At 63.3% G+C, this 18,688-nt stretch carries 22 protein-coding genes; 7 read left to right on the forward strand and 15 right to left on the reverse strand.

The features are described 5' to 3' along the window. Positions 1 to 104 precede the first annotated feature (104 nt). Positions 105 to 998, reverse strand: coding sequence for a LysR family transcriptional regulator (locus AB5Y91_RS16035; protein WP_368170257.1), 894 nt, complete (start codon positions 996 to 998; stop codon positions 105 to 107). 289 nt (positions 999 to 1,287) lie between these two features. Beyond that, positions 1,288 to 2,073: a hypothetical protein gene (locus tag AB5Y91_RS16040; protein ID WP_368170258.1), complete on the reverse strand. Its 786-nt coding sequence runs from the start codon at positions 2,071 to 2,073 to the stop codon at positions 1,288 to 1,290. Positions 2,074 to 2,336: 263 nt separating this feature from the next. On the opposite strand from AB5Y91_RS16040, the gene AB5Y91_RS16045 reads away from it, so the two are divergent. From AB5Y91_RS16045 to AB5Y91_RS16060, 4 genes are all read left to right on the forward strand, one after another. Next, a complete protein-coding gene (locus tag AB5Y91_RS16045) occupies positions 2,337 to 2,489 on the forward strand; it encodes a DUF3309 family protein (protein ID WP_204356805.1) in 153 nt (50 codons plus the stop codon). Positions 2,490 to 2,516: 27 nt separating this feature from the next. After that, positions 2,517 to 2,936, forward strand: a complete 420-nt coding sequence (locus AB5Y91_RS16050) for a BON domain-containing protein (RefSeq protein ID WP_368170259.1) — start codon at positions 2,517 to 2,519, stop codon at positions 2,934 to 2,936. 24 nt (positions 2,937 to 2,960) lie between these two features. Beyond that, complete coding sequence (locus AB5Y91_RS16055) at positions 2,961 to 3,248, forward strand: hypothetical protein (RefSeq protein WP_111911690.1); 288 nt, start codon at positions 2,961 to 2,963, stop codon at positions 3,246 to 3,248. Between the two features lie 298 nt (positions 3,249 to 3,546). Beyond that, the gene (locus tag AB5Y91_RS16060) at positions 3,547 to 4,923 is read left to right on the forward strand and encodes a DUF4397 domain-containing protein (RefSeq protein WP_368170260.1); all 1,377 of its coding nucleotides are present in this window, start codon (positions 3,547 to 3,549) and stop codon (positions 4,921 to 4,923) included. A 107-nt stretch (positions 4,924 to 5,030) separates the two neighbouring features. Here the strand turns inward: AB5Y91_RS16060 and fabF are convergent, their stop codons facing one another. From fabF to ydfZ, 3 genes are all read right to left on the reverse strand, one after another. Next, entirely contained in the window at positions 5,031 to 6,308 is a 1,278-nt protein-coding gene (gene fabF / locus AB5Y91_RS16065) for a beta-ketoacyl-ACP synthase II (RefSeq protein WP_234570115.1), read from the reverse strand. Continuing rightward, complete coding sequence (locus AB5Y91_RS16070) at positions 6,305 to 6,832, reverse strand: helix-turn-helix domain-containing protein (RefSeq protein ID WP_213345215.1); 528 nt, start codon at positions 6,830 to 6,832, stop codon at positions 6,305 to 6,307. The genes fabF and AB5Y91_RS16070 overlap by 4 nt, the downstream gene beginning before the upstream one ends. Positions 6,833 to 7,022: 190 nt before the next feature. After that, a complete protein-coding gene (ydfZ, locus tag AB5Y91_RS16075; RefSeq protein ID WP_106885287.1) occupies positions 7,023 to 7,220 on the reverse strand; it encodes a putative selenium delivery protein YdfZ in 198 nt (65 codons plus the stop codon). A 290-nt stretch (positions 7,221 to 7,510) separates the two neighbouring features. Between ydfZ and AB5Y91_RS16080 the strand changes: the two genes are divergently transcribed. Continuing rightward, positions 7,511 to 8,011, forward strand: a complete 501-nt coding sequence (locus AB5Y91_RS16080) for a DUF1993 domain-containing protein (RefSeq protein ID WP_168236183.1) — start codon at positions 7,511 to 7,513, stop codon at positions 8,009 to 8,011. Between the two features lie 232 nt (positions 8,012 to 8,243). On the opposite strand, the gene AB5Y91_RS16085 is transcribed toward AB5Y91_RS16080, so the two are convergent. Next, the gene (locus tag AB5Y91_RS16085) at positions 8,244 to 8,693 is read right to left on the reverse strand and encodes an SRPBCC family protein (RefSeq protein WP_171277063.1); all 450 of its coding nucleotides are present in this window, start codon (positions 8,691 to 8,693) and stop codon (positions 8,244 to 8,246) included. Positions 8,694 to 8,768: 75 nt separating this feature from the next. After that, entirely contained in the window at positions 8,769 to 9,425 is a 657-nt protein-coding gene (locus tag AB5Y91_RS16090; RefSeq protein WP_111911680.1) for a hypothetical protein, read from the reverse strand. Between the two features lie 262 nt (positions 9,426 to 9,687). Between AB5Y91_RS16090 and AB5Y91_RS16095 the strand changes: the two genes are divergently transcribed. Continuing rightward, positions 9,688 to 10,347 carry a chromophore lyase CpcT/CpeT gene (locus AB5Y91_RS16095; protein WP_174218675.1) on the forward strand — a complete coding sequence of 220 codons (660 nt, stop codon included), beginning with the start codon at positions 9,688 to 9,690 and terminating at the stop codon, positions 10,345 to 10,347. Positions 10,348 to 10,363: 16 nt separating this feature from the next. Here AB5Y91_RS16095 and AB5Y91_RS16100 read toward each other — a convergent pair whose 3' ends face one another. After that, positions 10,364 to 11,260 carry a LysR substrate-binding domain-containing protein gene (locus tag AB5Y91_RS16100; protein WP_368170261.1) on the reverse strand — a complete coding sequence of 299 codons (897 nt, stop codon included), beginning with the start codon at positions 11,258 to 11,260 and terminating at the stop codon, positions 10,364 to 10,366. Between the two features lie 101 nt (positions 11,261 to 11,361). Here AB5Y91_RS16100 and AB5Y91_RS16105 point away from each other — a divergent pair, with 101 nt between their 5' ends. Continuing rightward, positions 11,362 to 11,982: a LysE family translocator gene (locus AB5Y91_RS16105; protein WP_106885282.1), complete on the forward strand. Its 621-nt coding sequence runs from the start codon at positions 11,362 to 11,364 to the stop codon at positions 11,980 to 11,982. Between the two features lie 65 nt (positions 11,983 to 12,047). Here the strand turns inward: AB5Y91_RS16105 and AB5Y91_RS16110 are convergent, their stop codons facing one another. The 7 genes from AB5Y91_RS16110 to AB5Y91_RS16140 all read right to left on the reverse strand — a co-directional run bounded on the left by AB5Y91_RS16110 (position 12,048) and on the right by AB5Y91_RS16140 (position 18,548). Continuing rightward, positions 12,048 to 13,157: a YeeE/YedE thiosulfate transporter family protein gene (locus AB5Y91_RS16110; protein WP_246866507.1), complete on the reverse strand. Its 1,110-nt coding sequence runs from the start codon at positions 13,155 to 13,157 to the stop codon at positions 12,048 to 12,050. A gap of 235 nt (positions 13,158 to 13,392) precedes the next feature. Next, positions 13,393 to 14,034, reverse strand: a complete 642-nt coding sequence (locus AB5Y91_RS16115; protein WP_368170262.1) for a LysE family translocator — start codon at positions 14,032 to 14,034, stop codon at positions 13,393 to 13,395. Positions 14,035 to 14,116: 82 nt separating this feature from the next. Beyond that, the gene (locus tag AB5Y91_RS16120; protein ID WP_368170263.1) at positions 14,117 to 14,920 is read right to left on the reverse strand and encodes a helix-turn-helix domain-containing protein; all 804 of its coding nucleotides are present in this window, start codon (positions 14,918 to 14,920) and stop codon (positions 14,117 to 14,119) included. Between the two features lie 68 nt (positions 14,921 to 14,988). Further along, the gene (gene rarD, locus AB5Y91_RS16125) at positions 14,989 to 15,885 is read right to left on the reverse strand and encodes an EamA family transporter RarD (protein WP_111911672.1); all 897 of its coding nucleotides are present in this window, start codon (positions 15,883 to 15,885) and stop codon (positions 14,989 to 14,991) included. 126 nt (positions 15,886 to 16,011) lie between these two features. Continuing rightward, positions 16,012 to 16,302: a hypothetical protein gene (locus AB5Y91_RS16130; RefSeq protein WP_049828095.1), complete on the reverse strand. Its 291-nt coding sequence runs from the start codon at positions 16,300 to 16,302 to the stop codon at positions 16,012 to 16,014. Positions 16,303 to 16,310: 8 nt separating this feature from the next. Next, a complete protein-coding gene (locus AB5Y91_RS16135; RefSeq protein WP_163148952.1) occupies positions 16,311 to 17,807 on the reverse strand; it encodes an aldehyde dehydrogenase in 1,497 nt (498 codons plus the stop codon). A gap of 198 nt (positions 17,808 to 18,005) precedes the next feature. After that, positions 18,006 to 18,548 (reverse strand): cupin domain-containing protein, encoded by a 543-nt coding sequence (locus AB5Y91_RS16140; RefSeq protein ID WP_025325324.1) that lies wholly within the window; start codon positions 18,546 to 18,548, stop codon positions 18,006 to 18,008. Positions 18,549 to 18,688 lie beyond the last annotated feature (140 nt).

Raw genomic sequence — 18,688 nt, forward strand, 5'->3', positions numbered from 1 at the left:
AAAAAGGGCCATCGCTTCGCTAATCGAACCTACACGCCGCCATACAGTTGGGTTGTCTATGTCGTGGCCGAGAGGCTCAGGCCTCAGGCTCCCACCTGTTTGGCTCACCTCAACTGAAACGCCTTGACGATAAATTCGATAAAGAGCCGCACGTTGCGGGACTGTTCCTTGTGGAAGGGGTAGACGGCGAACAGGGCGTGGGGGTCGGGTTGCCAGTCGGGGATGAGTTTAACCAGGGTGCCGTCCGCCAGTTCGCTCGACACAAACTCTTTGGGCACCAGGATCACCCCAAGCCCCTGCACGGCCGCCTGTTTCAGGGCTATGCCGTTGTTGGCGCAGAAGCTGGCAGGCTTCAACTCCACCGCCACGCTCTCCGCGTCCCGGGTAAAGAACCACTTGTTGGGGGAGGACGAGAGGCTGTAGAGCAGGCAGTTGTGGCTCTTGAGATCCTCCGGGTGGGAGGGCTGGCCTGCCTCCTCGAGGTAGTCGGGGGCGGCGCAGAGCACTCGCCGCACCTCGCACAGGGGTTTGGCGCGCAGGGTGGAGTCCTCCAGGGTGCCGGCCCCCCGGATCACCACGTCCAGCCCCTGATCCACCAGATCCATATAGGCGTCGCTCAGGATCACCTCGATGCTGATTTCCGGGTAGCGGTGCTGGAACTCGCAGACAAGGGGGTTGAGGCGGATCAGCCCGTAGGACATGGGCATGCCGATCCTCAGCCTGCCCCTGGGGGTGAAGGAGGCGGCCATGATGGACTGGTCGGCGGCGTCCAGGCTGTCCAGCACGGCGCATATCTGGCCGTAGTAGGCCATGCCCGATTCGGTGACGCTCATCCGCCGGGTGGTGCGGTTGATCAGCGCAATGCCGAGAAAGGCTTCCAGCTCGTTGATGTTCTTGCTGACCGCCGCCTGGGAGAGGCGCAGGTCGTCCGCCGCCGCCCTGAAGGTGCCCATCTCCACCACCCGGCGAAAGACGTTCAGCGCCGTGATCTTGTTCATCCTGCCCCCGTTAATTCACTACTGGTAAATGATGGCGCCATCATTGCGCACTTTTATCACAATAGTGCGGATCCCAAGGGTGTCCATCCCCCATCCCCGGCCATCGGCCGCCAGACGCAAAGCTGCCCGTGGGAATACCGGCCCGGATAATGGCCTTCCGGGGGAGTGCGGGCCCGGCAGACACGCAGACGGAAGAGAGGTGATGAGCCCCGGGCACCCCGGCCCCGCGCCGACAGGCATAAAGCAGGCGGCAGGGCCCGGGCCCCGCCGCCAGATGGCTCGAACCGGCTTACTGCGCCTTGCCGGGAGCGGGGGGCAGGCTGATGCCGACATCGGCCCAGGGGTTGGTGCCGAGCAGTTGGGCGTGGGGCACCTCGGCCTGGTAGCGCATGGTGAACTCCCTGGGGCCATGGGCGAAGGCCACCAGCAGCCCCTGTTTGGCGTCCATCAGCCCGGCGTGCATGCCCAGCCCGTGATAGCTGATCCGCACGGCCTTGTCTTCAAGTCCCACCTTGTCGATCTGGAAGCGGGCTATGCTGCCGTCTTCGAGGGCAAAGCCCCAGCGGAAGGGGCCGCCGCTGACCACAGTCATCACCTCGTCGATGTCGGTGCCATCCTCTGCGGAGTTGACATGCATGCGGCCGTATTTCCCCAGCACGGCGCTGCGGGTGCGATCGTCCAGCGCCATCAGGTCATAGACCTTGGGGTAGGGGCCGACACCCGTCTCTTCGGTGGCGACGCCGCCCCCTTTCACCGCAGGTTCGCGCCCTGCGAGCCTGGCCTGCTCCAGCAGCTCCCCCTGACTCAGGTTAAAGGCCGCAATCAGGGCGCCGTGTTCAGCTTTGGTCAACGCGCGGCTGTGGGAGGCGGCGAGCAATGGCCTGGCCCCGTCGGGAATCTCGACGGTGACCACGTTGACCCCTATGGGGTTGAGCACCCCGTTGACGGCCTCGATCCCGGTGACGGCGGGGCGACCATCGCTGAACTGCACCGAGACAAGGTCACCGGCGAAGGTGTTGAAAGACATGGCCGAGGCGATGGCGCCAGCCAGCAAAGGGATATGGGGGAAATTCATAACAGACTCCTCGTTAAGGTTCGAGAAGCAGTCTAGGGCGCTGGAGTGTTCACTGAAATGACACTCAACTGATATCAAAATTCACTGTTGGTAATGAATCGAAGAGGAGAGGGGTCTGCCGGTCGATCCCGCCTGGCTTGGGAAAGATCCATATATCTCCCCCGTCTGTGTGTTTGCGTACAGACCGGGCCTGTGGACGGGTCGCACTATCAGATGGGTCGTTTATGTCGCCCAGATGCAACCTTTAGGAGAAAGCCATGACCATTGGGACCGTTCTGCTGATCGTGCTTGTCCTGCTACTGATCGGCGCCATTCCCCGCTGGCCGCACAGCCAGGGTTGGGGCTACGCGCCAAGCGGCGTTATCGGACTGGTACTGACAGTACTGCTCATCCTGGTCTTGCTAGGCAAGATCTAGGCAACTTCACTTCGGAGAAATAAACAGATGCCACACAGCAACCTAACCCTCGTCGCCATCTCGCTGCTCTGCACCTTGGGGCTGAGCGGATGCGACAAACCGGGGTCGGCGGAACAGGCCGGCAAGAGCATAGATGAGGCGGCCAGCGAGACTGGCAAGAAGGTCGATGCCACCCTCGACAAGTATGAAGACAAGGTGAGCCAGCAAGGTGCCGAGAGCGCCCAGGCCTGGGCAGACACCGAAGTCACCACCAAGGTGAAGACCAAGCTCCTCGGCGAGCCCGGCCTGAGATCACTGCAGATCAGCGTCGATACCGTCGGCGGTGTCGTCACCCTGACCGGGACGGCCGATTCGCAAGCCAACAGCGACAAGGCCAGCGCGATCGCGATGGCGGTGGATGGCGTCGAGAATGTCGTCAATCAGCTGACCCTCACCGCGACCCAATAGGGTCGCTTGCTCAAGGAGCACAAGATGGAAATGCACCAAGCCTACCGGGAAAGAATGAGCGCCCAGCTCAAGGAGTGGGGCTGCCAGATCAATTTGCTGGAAGCCAGGCTGGAGACCCTCTCGGCCGACATGAGGGTCAAGGGGAGCAAGGAGCTCCAGGCCCTGCGTGCCAGGCAGCATGCCGCCTCCGACAGCATGGAGGTGCTCGGCAGGGAGAGCGGCGAGTCCTGGGAGCAGGTCAAGCTGACCGCCGATCAGATGTGGCACGATCTGAAGAGCGGTCTGGCGGAGGCCCAGTCGAAATTCAAGTGAGCGGGGATCCCCCTGGGGGAGGCTGGGTGTCCCAAGATGAAAAAAGTCGGCGAACGCCCGGGCCGGGAGTTCGCCGCCCGGGCAGCCAGCATGATGATGTTCACCCGCCAGCGAGATCAGTCCCCCTGAACCACTCGCCTGCATTCACGCCGCCTTTTCCCGTGTCGCTGGCTGACCCTGGAATGCCAATGCCCATCCCTCCTTTCATCTCGTCAACCGCCATCACACAGAGCGCTGTGATCCAATCGTTCGGGACAGTCATATCACTCTGGCCACTTACCAAATGGAGATTGATCAAATGAAATGGTTTCAGCGTTGTGCAGCCATTGCCATGGGATTAACCCTGGCAGCCTGTGGGGGGAGTGATAATGACAGCAGCCCGCCCAATGCCACCATCAGGATCAGCCATCTGGCCCCTGATGCCCCCAAGGTTGATGTAAGGGTCGATGGTGCGGCTTTCCTGACGGCCGTTGACTATGGCAGCAGCAGCGGGCTCAAGCCGGTTGCGGCTGGCAGTCACGAAGTCGCGGTCGACGGCATCTTGCCAGGGGGGACGACGACGACAGTCATAGGTCCTGTGTCTCTCGAGCTGAAACCCGACACTCAGTACGACGTGCTGGCAGTCGGCAAACTGGCTGGCAGCGGTGATACCGCCTTTGGTCCCTTGGTGATTGAGCGGCCGAACCAGGCGCCCACGGGCGGTGATATTCGTGTGCAGGTGCTGCATGCCGCACCGGGTGCACCGGCGGTCGACATCCATGTCACCGCGCCGGGGGCCGCCCTGAGCAGCCCGACGCTGGCCAATATTCCGTTCAAGACCTACAGCGACCCCCTCACCCTGCCGGCAGGGGAATACCAGATCAGGCTGACCTTGCCGGGTACGGTGGATGTGGTTTATGACTCCGGCCCGCAGACACTCAACGCCGGGGCTGACCTGCTGATCGCAGCAATAGACAATCTGGGTGCGGGGCCAAGTCCGGTGCAGTTGCTCGCCATCGGCGATACTGGCGCCACCCCCATCCTGTCTGTCGATGAACAGGCTCAGCTGAGGGTGGTCCATGCCGTTGCCGATGCCCCTGCCGTCGACATCTGGGTGAATGGCGTTGCCCCGACAGCGGCCCCGCTGCAAGGATTGGCCTTCAAGGGGAATACCGGGTATCTGGGGCTGGCCGCCGCCGATTATGACTTTGTGGTCACGCCAACCGGAGCCGCCACCCCTGAGGTGATCAGTGCCAGCGATGTGCCGCTCAAGGCGGGGGTTCGCTACTCCCTGTTTGCCGTGGGCCAGTTGCTGGATCCCTCGGGTGAAACCATAGAGCCCTTGCTGCTGACGGACACCGGACGGGTGGTTGCTACCGAGGCCCAACTGCGGGTGCTCCATGCCGCCCCCACGGCACCGGCAGTCGATATCTACCTGACTGCGGGCACTGACATCAGTGGCGCGTCACCGGCGCTCAAGGCCGTGCCCTTCAAGGCAGACAGCGGCTATCTTGCCCTTGCCGCCGGTGATTACCAGGTCACCGTCACGGCCTCGGGTGACAAGACCCCTGTCATAGGTCCCCTGCCGGTCACCCTGGCCAATGGTCAGGTGCTGACAGCCGCAGCCCTGTCTGACAGTGTCGGTGGCGTGGATCCTGAGCTGCTGATCCTGGACGACATCAGCAGCAAAAAATGACCCTCTGCTAGTCAACCGACTCGCAACCTGACCCAAACTGAGCCCTTCAGTTTGGGTCTTTTTATGGCAGAAAATCTGGGTGTCCCAGGATGATGACGTCGGCGAGATCAGGCCCCCTGCCAGCGCTTGAACAGCACGCTGGCATTCACGCCGCCAAAGCCGAAGCCGTTGGAGATGGCGTGCTCTATCCGCATGTCACGGGCTGCGCCCCGTACTATGTCCACGCCGTCGGCGAGGGGGTCGGGCTGTTGCAGGTTGCGGGTGGCAGGCACCCGCTGATCGCGAATGGCCAGGGCGGTGAAGATGGCCTCTATGCCCCCGGCGGCGCCCAGCAGATGGCCGGTGGCAGACTTGGTGGAGGTCACCGCAATCTGGTTGTCATCCCCAAATACGCGTTTGATGGCGGCCAGCTCCCCCCTGTCACCCACCGGAGTCGAGGTGGCATGGGCATTGAGGTGCTGGACATCCGCCGCCTGAATGCCGGCCTGAGCCAGGGCCGCCATCATGGCGCGGCGTGCGCCGTCGCCATCTTCGGGACCGGCGGTGAGGTGATAGGCGTCGGCACTGGTGCCATAGCCCACCAGCTCCACTATGGGGGTGGCGCCCCGGGCCAGGGCGTGTTCCAGGGATTCAATCACCAGGATCCCGGCCCCTTCGCCCATGACAAACCCATCGCGGTCGACATCGAAGGGGCGGGAGGCCGCTTCGGGGTCATCGGCATAGGCTGAGGACAGCGCGCGAGCAGCGGCAAACCCGCCCAGACTGACGCGGTCAATGGTGGCTTCGGCCCCGCCACAGATGGCGATGTCGGCCTCACCGCAGCGAATGAGCCGGGCGGCGTCGCCAATGGCCTGCACCCCGGCGGCGCAGGCCGTGACCGGTGCCCCGAGCGGCCCTTTGAAGCCGAAGTTGATGGAGACATGGCCCGCCGCCATGTTGACCAGAAAGGAGGGGATGGTGAAGGGGGACAAGCGGCGCGGTCCCCGCTCATCCGTGGTGCGCACCGCATCGACGATGGCGGGGAAGCCGCCGATGCCCGAGGCGATGATGGTGGCGGTTCGCTCCTGCTCCGCCGCCGTCCTGGGGGCCCAGTTGGCTTGCAGCAGGGCCTCCTTGGCCGCGGCAATGGCAAACAGGATGAAGCGATCCATCTTCTTCTGCTCCTTGATCGGCACCGCTGCATCCGGGTTAAATCCGGCCAGGGGATCTTCTGCCAGGGAGGGCACCATGGCGCCCACCTTGGCGGCCAGCCCTTCGGTGAAGGCCTCCGGCAGGTGGCGCAAGCCGGACTGGCCCGCCAGCAGCCGCTGCCACACTGTTTCCACCCCATATCCAAGCGGGGTCACTGCTCCCATTCCTGTCACCACGATGCGAGTTGAGCTCATGATTCTGATTCCTGTTTCGAAGGGTTATCGCCGCTCATCACGCCATTGGCATGGCGAAGACGCTGCTTCATGCCGTCACTGGCGGCCGGTCCTGGCACCAGGGTGTGGCGCAAGGGTGAAATCTCCTGACCCGTGCGCCTGTCCACCAGCATGGGCTCGACCAGCTCGCCCGTCTGGGTATCCCTCAGCTGGATGCTGGCCCCCTCGGGCGCCAGGTGGTTATTGCCCCAGGTGAGCAGCGCGATCAGCACGGCGCTGAGATCCTGGCCGCGGGGGGTGAGCGCATATTGATAGCGAGGGGGGCGCTCGGAGTAGAGCCGCTTCTCCATCAGGCCCCCCTCGACCAGGGCGGTCAGGCGCCGGGTCAGTATGTTGGGGGAGATGCCAAGGCTCTTTTGAAATTCATCGAAGCGCGACAGGCCATGCATGGCATCGCGGATAATCAGCAGGCTCCACCACTCGCCGACATGATCCAGGCTGCGGGCGATGGGGCACTGCTGTTCACTCAGACTCTTCTTGCGCATCTGGGGTCATCAGGTTACTTGCATAATGGAAGTAACCATACGGCCCTTACTTCCATTATGCAAGTGACTTGTGCCGTCCGGTGGCGGGCGACATCTTGGGGATAGGAAAAGCTGGGAGTCAGAAACCCGGCCGTCAGCTGGGGCGCGGCGGCCGGGTGAATTGTAAAGAGTAGGGTGACGGGGAAGGGGATCAGCCTAGTCTAATCAACTCTATGGGCGCGTAACGCTCTTGGGTGTTTGCCAGCAGCACGCACTTCTCATGCTCCGCCTCATAGGGGGTCAGGTTGTCGGTGTGAGCCTCCTTCAGGGTGTCGACCGCGCCGGTGGCAGCAATCATGACGCGCTGGCCCAGGGTCAGCACATTGCGGTTTCTATCGTAGATCTTCATGGCATTCTCCTTTTCGGGTGTGGGTCCCGGCCCGTGCCGGGGACAACGGGCCCAGACTACGCCTCCGAAAAAACGAGATGCCTGTCACAGATCAAAAAAAGGGGAAAGAGGGACTCAGGGTGGCGGGCAAGCCGGGCGCGCTGGCAAGAGGGCCTCGCCGAGGCCGCCATTGCCTGTCGCAGGGCACGCGGGTCGCCTCTGCTTTTCATCGCCACAGGCTCGAACCGGAAAGGGGATGGGTTATAGTGGTGCCGCTCGTTTAACTGCCTTCAACCAACCGGGATCCCATTATGAATCGTGAAATTGCCGCCCAGTTCATCAAGATGCTGACCAACCTGGACCAGTGTCTGGCCAAGGCCGAGGCCCACGCCGCGGCGAAGAAGTTCAATGTGGAGAACTTCTTCAATGAGCGCCTCATCGTCGACATGCTGCCGCTGAGCAAACAGGTGCTGATCTGCTGCGACAGCGCCCGCGCCCTGGTGGCCACCGCCAGCCTGAGCGAGCCGCCGGTGCTGGGGGATGATCCCAAGACAATGGCGGATCTGCGCGCTCATGCAGCCAAGACCATCGCCTATCTGCAGAGCAAGCTGGACGCCGACTTCAGCCAGTATGCGAGTGGCCACTACTACCCCTACTGGGCCGGTGGCAAGGGGATGGACGGCCACAGCTGCGTCCACGAGTACGGCATCCCCAACTTCTACTTCCACCTGACCATGACCTATGCCCTGCTGCGCCAGGCCGGGGTCGATCTCGGCAAGAAGGACTACCTGGGTGGCCTGAACCTGCAATAAGAATCCATCCCATCAGGCTATTTAACTCGCCATTTTGAACCCAGGCAGTGCTCGAAATCCTCACGTACTCCAGTACGCTCCGGTTTCTGCGCGCTGGCTGTGTCCAAACTGCCTTCGACAATGACGCCTATTGGGATAGGTTGTAAGCCGCTGCCCTGCCGGAATGAAAAGAGCCTGCCATCCGGCAGGCTCTCTGCTTTTTGGGCCCCGGCATCCCCGGGATGGCACCGGCTTATTCGCTCGGGATCTCGGGCTCCACCAGGGCGGCGAGCTGGGTCAGGGACTCCTGCCAGCCGAGATAGCACATCTCGACCGGGATGAGCGCGGGTATGCCGGCCTGCTCTATGGCCAGTTCGGTGCCGCACAGCACCTGGGTGAGGGTGATGGTGACTCGCATCTCCCCGGGCAGCTTGGGGTCGTCGAAACTGTCGGTGTAGCGGATGCGCTTGCCCGGCTCCAGCTCGAGATATTCACCGCCGAAGGCATGGCTGTGGCCGCTGCCGAAATGGAAGAACGCCATCCTGAAGGTGCCGCCGACGCTGGCCTCCAGGTGCGCCACCCGGCAGGTGAAACCATGGGGCGGCAGCCATTTGGCCAGGGCGTCCGCCTCGATAAAGGCTCTGTATACCCGCATCGGCGGGGCCTTGAGTACGCGGTGCAGTGTCACAGTTCCAGTCGTCATGAGGGATACCTCCTCGGTTGGTCCGCAGCAAGAATAGTCGCCCACGGCGATGTTGGCCGCTGCCCGGGCTTTCCCTCAGCCGCCGAGGGCTATGGTGGCCAGTACTATGGCGACGCCCGCGGCGGCGAAGAGCACGCCGATCAGCAGGGGGCGGGGGGAACCGGCATAGCGGGCGAGTCCGTAACCAATCCCCATCAGCATCAGCAGGGCGATGGCGTGGGAGAGGCGCAGGGCCGGCACGGGATCCTGCATGAAGATGAAGGGCAACAACACGGGGAAGGTAGAGAGGAACACCATGAGGAAGACCCCCAGGCTGTTGAGCAGATCATTCCAGCGCCAGACACCCCCCTGACCCAGCTCGGGGCGTTGTTGCAGGCGCACCTGCCACTCCCTGAGTTCAGGGTCGCGGCAGATCGCCGCCAGCGGGCCGGGCAGGGCGTCTCGCAGCGCCGCTATCCCCCTCTCGTCACCGGGTGTCAGCAGGCGCAACTGCTGCAACAACCGCAGGGCCCGGCTTCGTTCGGTCAGGGTGGTGATGAGGTAGACGATGGCATCTATCATGCCCCAGGCGATGTTGCAGCCGATGCCGGCGATCAGCAGATCCCTGATCTCGGCGCGCCCCGCCTCGAGTGCGTTGAAGCACCCTGTGAAGGTGAGCACCATCAGCAGGCCGAACAGGATCTCCGAGTAGCGGGAGATGGGGTCTATGGGGGAAAAACGGGGTGGGTTCATGGGGCTGTCTCTGGATGGACGTTGAGACATGAGCATGGAAGCGGCCCACGGCAAGATCAAGGAGACCCGGTGCGCCAGTCAGGTGCCGTCAAGCCTGGCGCAGCGGATGGCCCCTGCTGCGCTCATGATCCCTGTCCTGCGTCGTACTTCTTCGCTAACGCAGTGATTTTTCAGCGGATTGGCGAGGAGTTGATCAAGGTAGAGGTTATTGCCGCCGTTCGCTCATATAATCGCCGCCATGCAAGCGACTCGGAAGGATTCGATGACAAAGCCGATGGTGGCCCTGCTGGGGTTGTTTTACGCCTGCCTGGTGTGGGCCAACCCCGTTCCCTTCGTGGCCAGTCCGTCACCGGTGCAGGGGAAGATGGAGCCGCTGCTCTCCTGGTTCACCGGCGAGTTCTCCAGCCAGGAACAGGCCGGTTACGACCCGCGTTTCACCAGTGCCGAGCTGCGACTGGTGGAGATCTGGCCCGGGGAAGGCCCCTTTCGCTGGGTCTATGCCGAGCAGTTCCTGACCGAGCGGGCGGTGCGCCCCTTCCGTCAGCGCATCTACCGTTTCTCCCCGCTGCCCGATGGTCGCATCCTGATGGCCGAGCTGACCATGCCGAGGGCCACCGATTTTGCCGGCGCCTGGCGCCAGCCCGAACTGCTCGACTCCCTCACTCCGCAACAACTCTCCCTGCGCCAGGGGTGCGAGATCTGGCTGACCCGCCAGGCCAGCGGAGAGTACGCGGGCCACAGCAAGGTCGGCAGCTGTGCCACCGACTTTGGCGGCGCCACTACCCTGGTGCAGTACCTCTGGATAGGCCCCAACAGCGTCAGGCTACTGGACAGGGCCTATGACAACGGCGCCCGCCAGCGCTGGGGCAGCCCGGGGGAGGGGTATCTCTACCTGCGCAAGGTGAAGCAACGGGGGGAGTGAACCGGGCGGCGCCGTGTCACGGCGGCATGTCCAGCGCCTGGCGATGCTCGCTGAGGTAGTCGATCAGCAGCCGCAGCCGTAGCGGCATGGGCTCTCTCGCCGGATAAAGCATGTTGACCGGGCGCGGGGCGGGCAGGGCATCCGGCAGTATTTCCAGCAGGGCGCCGCTGGCCAGCTCCTGGCTCAGCAGGGCGCGCGGTTGCAGCACTATGCCCGCATGATTCAGCGCCGCTACCTTGAGGGCGCTGCCATGGTTGCTGACGAAGGGACTGTCCCATAGATGCAACTGCTCGAGGGGAAACTCAGTGGCCAGGCTCGACTGGGTCAGCCAGGGGGCGAAGCCCAGGCAGTGGTGACGGGCCAGATCCGCGAGTTCCTGCGGGGTGCCGTGCCGTTGCAGGTAGCGCGGGGAGGCGCAGAATACCGAGGCCGAGTGGGCCAGCGGGCGGGCTATGTAGGCGGCATCCTTGGGGGTGCCGACCCGGAAGATGAGGTCGAAGCCATCACCTATCACGTCGACCAGCCGATCACAGAGATCCAGCTCGATGCGGATCTGCGGATACTGCGCCATGAAGCGGCACAGCAGGGGGGTCAGCCGATAGCTGCCGAAGGTGATGGGGGCATTGATGCGGATCTTGCCCGCCGCCTGGCCGGTGTGGGCCTGGGTATTCTGCTCCAGCGCCCTGTAGTGTTGCAGCAGGCTCTGGCAACCGCCGAGGTACTCCCTGCCCGCTTCGGTCAGGCTCTGGCAGCGGGTGTTGCGGTTGAGCAGGCGGGAGCCGACCCTGGCCTCCAGCCATTTGATGTACTTGCCGATCATGGCCGGCGTCATCTCGAAGCGGTCCGCCACGGCACTGAAGCTGCCCGCGCGGGCGACCTCGACGAAGATCTCGATGGCGGTCAGACGGTCCACTCTAAACTCCTGGTTTATAAAGCCGAGCGCCACTATGTCTGGCTGGCGAAGCGGCTGTCAATATACTGGGCGGCATCCAACCGACCGGGAAATGCCCTGCGATGAGTCTCGATTATTACGCCCTCTACCTGCTGCTCGCCCTGGGGACTGTGCTCAGTCCCGGGCCGGCGGTGATCTACACCATAGGCAACACCCTGACCCGGGGAAGCCGCCACGCCATCGCCGGCTTTGTCGGGGTGGCGGTGGGGATATTGATGGTAGCGACCCTGGCCTCGCTGGCGGTGATCTGGTTTACCCACTGGCTGGCCGGGGGCCAGCAGATCCTCACCCTGGGGGGCGCCCTCTATCTGCTCTATCTGGGGGTGAACTCCTGGCGTCAGCGCGCGGTGAGCCCTGTGATGGGCAAAAGCTCGGATAGGGATTGCTGGCGCAGCTTCGTCAAGGGGGCGCTCATCAGCCTGCTCAACCCCAAGGCGATCATCTTCTTCACCAGCCTGTTTCCCCAGTTCATCGACTTTCGCCAGGGGGCGCTGGGCCAGTGCCTGCTGCTGGCGCTGACCTTCAGCGCCGTGGTGCTGGTGGTGCACGGCGGCTACTGCCTGGTGTTTCGCTGGGTGGGACTGCAGGGCTATGGCGAGCGCTTCGCCAGGGGCATCAACCGGCTGTCGGCGGTGATGTTTACCGGCTTCGCGATCCTGCTGCTGATAAGGGCATTGGGCTGAGAGAGGGCCGGGCGGGGCACCCCGCCTGGCGAAGAAGAGCGGGATGGCGCCATCCCGTTACTGCATCAGAGTTTGAACAGGGGCCGCAGGCGTATGCCAATGATGCTGCCCGCCAGGGCCATCAGCATCCAGACCCAGCCGTGCAGGCTGCCCGACGCCGTGCCGTCGAAGAAGCCGCCCAGGTTGCAGGCGCTGTACATGGCCCCCATCCCCATCAGCAGACCGCCAATGATGGCCGCCAGACTGTTGCCTATGCGGATCGGGGTGTGATTGCCGCCGCCGCTCAGGCAACGGGCCAGCGCGGCTCCCAGGATCCCCAGCCAGAACATACCGACCATGGGATTGATGAAGAGTGGCTGGGCCAGCTTGGGGTTGCCCTCGAACAGGCCGAACAAGGAGGCGCCGCGCAGCGCCATGTCATAGACGGCCCCCGTGATGGTCCAGGCCGAACCGTGCAGGGCCACCACGGCGGAGTTGAGCAGGGCGATGAGGATGCCGCCGGTCAGCACGGTGAAGCGGCCGTCGCGCCAGAACAGGTTGCCGCCGCCGAAGATGGGCTTCACCTCACCGGTGCGCTTCAATTCACTCTTGCGAAACAGCAGGAAGAGCACGGCGACCAGGGCCAGGTTGAGCAGCATGCCGCTCCAGATATTGCCGGTCAAATCCTTGGCAAGCACCACCTGGCTGGAGAAGCTGGCCTCCAGCTCGGGACGAAACTGGTTGCTGATGAGGGTGCCGATGCCGTAGCAGATCAACACCAGCCAGAAGCGGGGTTGCCCCTCGCCACAGCAGTAGAGGGTGCCGGTGGCACAGACCCCCGCCAGTTGCATGCCGATGCCGAACAGGAAGGCGCCGACGATGAAGGGGACGCCTATGGCCATGACGTTGCCCACCATGGCATCGCCAAAGAGGGCATGAGTGAAGGAGAGGAAGGCGGTGAACAGCAGGATCTCGATGGCGATGGTGAGCAGGTGCACCCGCACGTAGTAGCTGTTGCGCCTGGTCAGCATCTCGCGCCAGCCGAATACTATGCCGAAGCGGCTGAAGGAGAGGGTGAAGCCGAAACCGAAGCCGATCAGTGCCATCAGGGCCCACTTCATGCCGAAGGTGGTGCCGAGCCAGAGCAAGGCTACCCCCGCGAGTGCCACTATGGGGAGCGACCATTGTCGAGTCATGCCGATACATCCGTAACGTTATTGTGGTGAAGGCGTGCATCCTAATCCCACAATGAGTCCGATGCCAGCTTGCTTGGGGTAATCTCGCTGTCAGGGCCAGGCCAAGGCCTCAGACATAGGCACTCGCCTCGCCGGCCAGCTCTACCAGGATGGAGAGACTAGGCTGGTGCTACCGAACAGCAGGCCGTTGCACTCGGCCGAGCAGCCGCTCTACTGCGGGCATGGTTTGCATGACTCAGACATAGGCGCTCGCCTCGACGGCCAGCTCTGCCAGGATGGAGAGACTGACGGTGCCGAACAGCAGACCCGTGACCAGGTTCAGGGGCCGCTGCACCCGGCTTAGCAGGTGCTGGGCCCGGGCGGTGGAGAGGCTCCAGGCCAGCAGCCCGAACCAGGCCAGGGAGAGCAGGAAGAGCTCCAGGATCAGCAGTCCCCGGGTCAGGCCATCCACCTGGGGCGTCACCATGGCCGCCAGCAATCCCATGAAGAACAGCAGCGCCTTGGGGTTGAGCAGGTTGGTGGCGATCCCGGCTCTCAACCCCCGGTTCCAGCCCTGCAGCTCCCCGCCTGCCCGCAGTGCCTGAGTGGCAGAACTGCGGCGCGCCGCCTTGATCGCCCCCCAGCCGAGCCAGCCCAGATAGAGGGCGCCCACCACCTTCACCGCCAGGAACAGCCAGGGCTGGCTCGCGATCAGCAGGCTGATGCCGGTGAGGCTGAGGGTGGCATGGAGCAGGATGGCGATGGCGATGCCAAGCGCGGCCCCGAGCGCCGTGGGCCTGTGCAGGCTGGTGCGCAGGATCAGCGCGAAATCCGGGCCCGGGCTCGCCAGGGCGATCAGGTGAATGAGACCTATGGTCAGAAACAGGCTGGTGAACATGGCATACCTCGCTACAAAGATGAGGCAGCAGCATGGGGGATGGAGGCAGGGGCTGGCTTGTAAAAGATTGCAGCCGGGTCGGTCAGCTCGGGAGCATCTGCTGACGGTAGTCCGCCGGGGTCAGCCCGAAGGCCTGGCGGAAGCCATGGTGGAAGTGGCTCTGATCGAAGAAACCGACCGCAAGCGCCACCTCGCTCACCGGCAGGCCGCGGGCGAGCAGGAGCTTGCCGCGCTCGAGGCGCAATCGCTTGAGCCAGGCGTAGGGGGTCATGCCGGTCTTCTTCTTGAACTGGCGCAGGAAGGCGAAGCGATCCAGCCCGAACAGGGCGGCCAGATCCTCCAGGCTGTGGTGCCCGTCCAGCTGGCCCAGCAGGTAGTCGCGCAGGAACCTGATCTGGGGATCCGCCAGGGCATGGCGCTCCGGTGCCAGGTGCAGCAGTTCGCCGAGCAGGGCCAAGAGCTGGCTCTCCGCCAGCAGGGCGTCGGGCTCGGGCTGATCCAGATACATGTGCAGCCGGGCGAAGCCCTGATAGAGATCGGGGCGGATCTGCAACCCCTTGTCGAAGAAGGGCTCTGGCTTGTCTGGCAGCCAGCGGGCCAGCTGCTCGGGGGCTATGGCGAACACCCGCACCTCGTACCCTTCCGGCAGCAGGCTGAGGCCGTCGTGCATCTCGTCCGGGTTGACGGTGGAGAGCTCGCCGCGCACCAGGTTGTGGCTGCTGCCCTTGTGGATGAACTTCTGGCCGCCCTGCTGCACCAGACCTATGTGGTAGTCCAGGTGCACGTGGCGGCCATAGCTGAACTCCCTGTGATGGGAGTGGGAGAGTTCAACCCCCGGCAGCAGCCGGGATTGCCAGTAGTGGATGCGGGATGGAGAGGCGCTCATGGTCTATTGATAACCCGAAAGCCGGCCCCTGGCTTGTAGATTATTGCAGGGACCGCGCGCTCGCCTTCTCAACCGGCTTGCTGACGCCGCTTGCCGCTGCGCAGCCCGTCCAGGCTGAACAGCACCAGGGCGCTCCAGATGCAGCCGAAGGTGATCATCTTGTCCAGCGCCAGCGCTTCCCCGTAGAGGGTGACCGCCAGGATGAACATCAGGCTGGGGCCTATGTACTGGAAGAAGCCCAGGGTGGAGAGCTTGAGCCGGGTGGCGGCTGCGGTGAAGCAGAGCAGGGGCGCCGTGGTGACGACCCCGGCGGCGATCAGCAGCAGGTTCAGGTGCCAGTCGTTTTGCGTGAGGTGGCTGGTGGGGCTGTCGGCGAATCCCCACAGGTAGATGGCCGCCGGTGGCAGCATGATCATGGTCTCGATCAGCAGGCCGGTGAGGGCATCCAGGGCCAGCTTCTTGCGAATGAGGCCATAGATGGCGAAGCTCGAGGCCAGCACCAGGGCTATCCAGGGCAGGGAGCCGAAGGCGATGAGCTGGACGGCGACACCTATCACCGCCAGTCCCACCGCCCACCACTGCAGGCGACGCAGCTTCTCGCTCAGAAACACCATGCCGAGCAGCACGTTGAACAGTGGGTTGATGTAGTAGCCGAGGCTGGCATCCAGCATGTGGCCGTTGTTGATGGCCCAGATGAACAGCAGCCAGTTGCCGCCGACTGTGATGGAGGTGAAGGCCAGGGTGAGCAGCACCTTGGGTTGGCGCAGCACGACCTGTACCTTGTGCCACTGGCGGCCGATCAGGGTCAGCACCATCAGCAGGGCGCAGGACCAGATCATGCGGTGGGTCAGGATCTCGGCGGCCGGGACGGCGGAAATGGTCTTGAAGTAGATGGGCGCCAGGCCCCAAAGGGTATAGGCACACAGGGCATAGATGATGCCCTGGCGCTGGATCTGTTGCTGCATGCGGATAACCTTCACTGGAGAGTCGGATGTTGGAAAACATCGCAAAAAAATCAGTGTAGCGATCCTTTTGGGGGGAAAGAAGTTAATAAATGCCGTTTGGCGAGATTTTTACAGCATGGAATCGACTCAGCGCCGGCCACCGCGGCGGATCTTCTCTACATCCATGAGCAGCCACAGCATGAGTGCGATGGCGGAGATCCAGGGACCCCAGGTCACATAGGCCTCACCCTCGCCCAGCATGAAGAAGAGCAGCGGCAGGCCCACTACCAGAAACAGTACACTTCCCAGAAAAAACAGCATTTTTATCTTTATATTTAAGGGCTTGTCTATTTGATGATTATATCGATTGAGGCCGTTGAGGAAAGGGTAAAAATGAAAAAGGGGGATTTCTCCCCCAATTCGATCGGTGAGCGGCATTTCTGATCTTATTCGAGCTGGATCCAGGTGCTTTTCAGCTCTGTGTACTTCTCCAGCGCGTGCAATGACTTGTCGCGGCCGTTGCCGGACTGCTTGAAGCCGCCGAACGGCATCGTCATGTCGCCCCCATCCCAGTTGTTGACGAAGACGGTGCCGGCGCGCAGGGCGCGGGAGCCCTTGACCGCCTTGTTGAGATCCGCCGTCCAGATCGCCGCCGCCAGGCCATAGTCGGTGTCGTTGCCAAGGGCGATAGCTTCTTCCAAGGTATCGAAGCCGGTCACCGCCAGCACAGGGCCGAAGATCTCCTCGCGGAAGATGCGCATTTGCGGCGTCACCTCGTCAAAAATCGTGGGCTCGATATAGAAGCCGCCGCTCTCTGTGTGGGTGCGCTTGCCCCCCAGCAGCAGTCTGGCGCCCTCCTGCTGGCCGATGGCGATGTAGTTCAGCACCTGCTCCATCTGGATGCCGTCCACCATGGCGCCGATACGGGTGGCGGGATCCAGCGGGTTGGCGGCGATCCACTCGCGGGCATGGGCCAGCAGTCGCTCCATGAATTGCGCCTTGATGCTGTTTTGCACCAGCAGGCGGGAGGCGGCGGTGCACACCTCGCCCTGGTTGTAGAAGATGGCGCCCACGGCACTCCTGGCGGCGGCGTCCAGATCTGGTGCGTCCGCCAGCACTATGTTGGGACTCTTGCCGCCGCACTCCATAAAGGCGCGCTTGAGGTTGGATTTGCCGGAGCACTGCACCAGATGCTTGCCGATCCTGGTGGAGCCGGTGAAGGTGATGCAGTCCACGTCCATGTGCATGGCCAGCGCCTCACCCACTGTGTGGCCAAAGCCCGGCAGCACGTTGAACACGCCGTCCGGGATGCCCGCCTCTTTCGCTATGCCAGCGATGCGCAGGGCGGTGAGGGGGGATTTTTCGGACGGCTTGAGGATGACGGAGTTGCCGGTGGCCAGCGCCGGGCCCAGCTTCCAGCAGGCCATCACCAGGGGGAAGTTCCAGGGCACTATGGCGGCCACCACCCCGAGCGCCTCGCGGGTCACCAGGGCCAGGGCGGACTCTTCCACCGGGGCGACCTGATCGTAGATCTTGTCGATGGCCTCGGCGTTCCAGGCGATGCAGTTGGCGGCGGCGGGGGCGTCATAGCCCATGGCATCGCCGATGGGCTTGCCCATGTCCAGGGACTCCAGCAGGGCCAGCTCCACCTGGTTGAGGCGCATCAGTTCGGCGAAGCGCTGCATGATCAGCTTGCGCTGTTTAGGGGAGAGCCCGCTCCAGCGCTTGTCATCGAAGGCGGCGCGGGCAGCCTGCACCGCCAGCTCGGCGTCGGCGGCGTCGCAGGAGGCCACCTTGGTCAGCAGCTGGCCGTTGGCCGGGTTGATGCAATCGAAGGTGGCGCCGTTGACGGCATCCCGGTAGCTGCCGTCGATAAAGGCTTGCGAGGGCAGGGTCAGATGGGCGGCCTTGTGTTGCCACTGGGCCAGGGTCAGGTCACTCATGTTCACTCCTTGAACCGGCAAAGATAGTCTCCGCGTATCAATATGCTAAACATCCTGCCGCTTGTAAATCCATCTTGTAACAATTCATTAAACACTTGCTGCCCAATGTCGGAGAAAAGGCCCCGATCTGCGGCGGACTTTACCCAGGCTGCGGGGCCGTTTCGTGGAGGGGCGAGCTGCCCTGGTCACCCATGGGGATCAGAAGCTGGCTGGCGTGTTGGCCGAGATAAGCACGCACTCCTGCTCCCCCACGTTGCGGAAACGGTGCGGGGTGCGGCTGTCGAAGTAGTAGCCATCACCGGGCGCCAGCAGGTGTACCTGCTCGCCGACGGTGACCTCCACCTGACCCTGGATGACGATGCCGCACTCTTCCCCCTCGTGGCTCAGCATATCGTCGCCGGTGTCGGCGCCCGGGGGCAGTACCTCCTGCATCATGCCGATGGCGCGGTTGGCCCGGCTGTGGCCCACCAGGCGATAGCTGATGGGGTGGGTGCCGAGATCCGGCATGTCGTCCGCGCGGAAGATCACCTCGGAATCCATCTCCGTCTCATCGGTGAAGAAGCTGGCGAGCGACATGGGGATGCCTTCCAGCACCTTGCGCAGCGACGCGACCGAGGGGCTCACCTGATTTTTCTCGATCTGGGAGATAAAACCGTTGGTCACACCGGAGCGCTTGGCCAGCTCGCGCTGGGAGAGGGCCGCCTTGGTGCGAACCGCCTTGAGGCGGTGACCGATATCCATCGATAGACACTCCTTGACTGTTTACTATTATTAAAATTGTGTTAAATATCTTATACCACCCCGAGGGGGTGACACCAAGCAGGGCGATGAAAGGCCCTTTTTTATGGATTCAGGTGTTTAATTTAATAGGCATTAGCCAA

Source organism: Aeromonas sp. R4-3, assembly GCF_040908275.1.
Lineage (GTDB): Bacteria > Pseudomonadota > Gammaproteobacteria > Enterobacterales > Aeromonadaceae > Aeromonas > Aeromonas rivipollensis.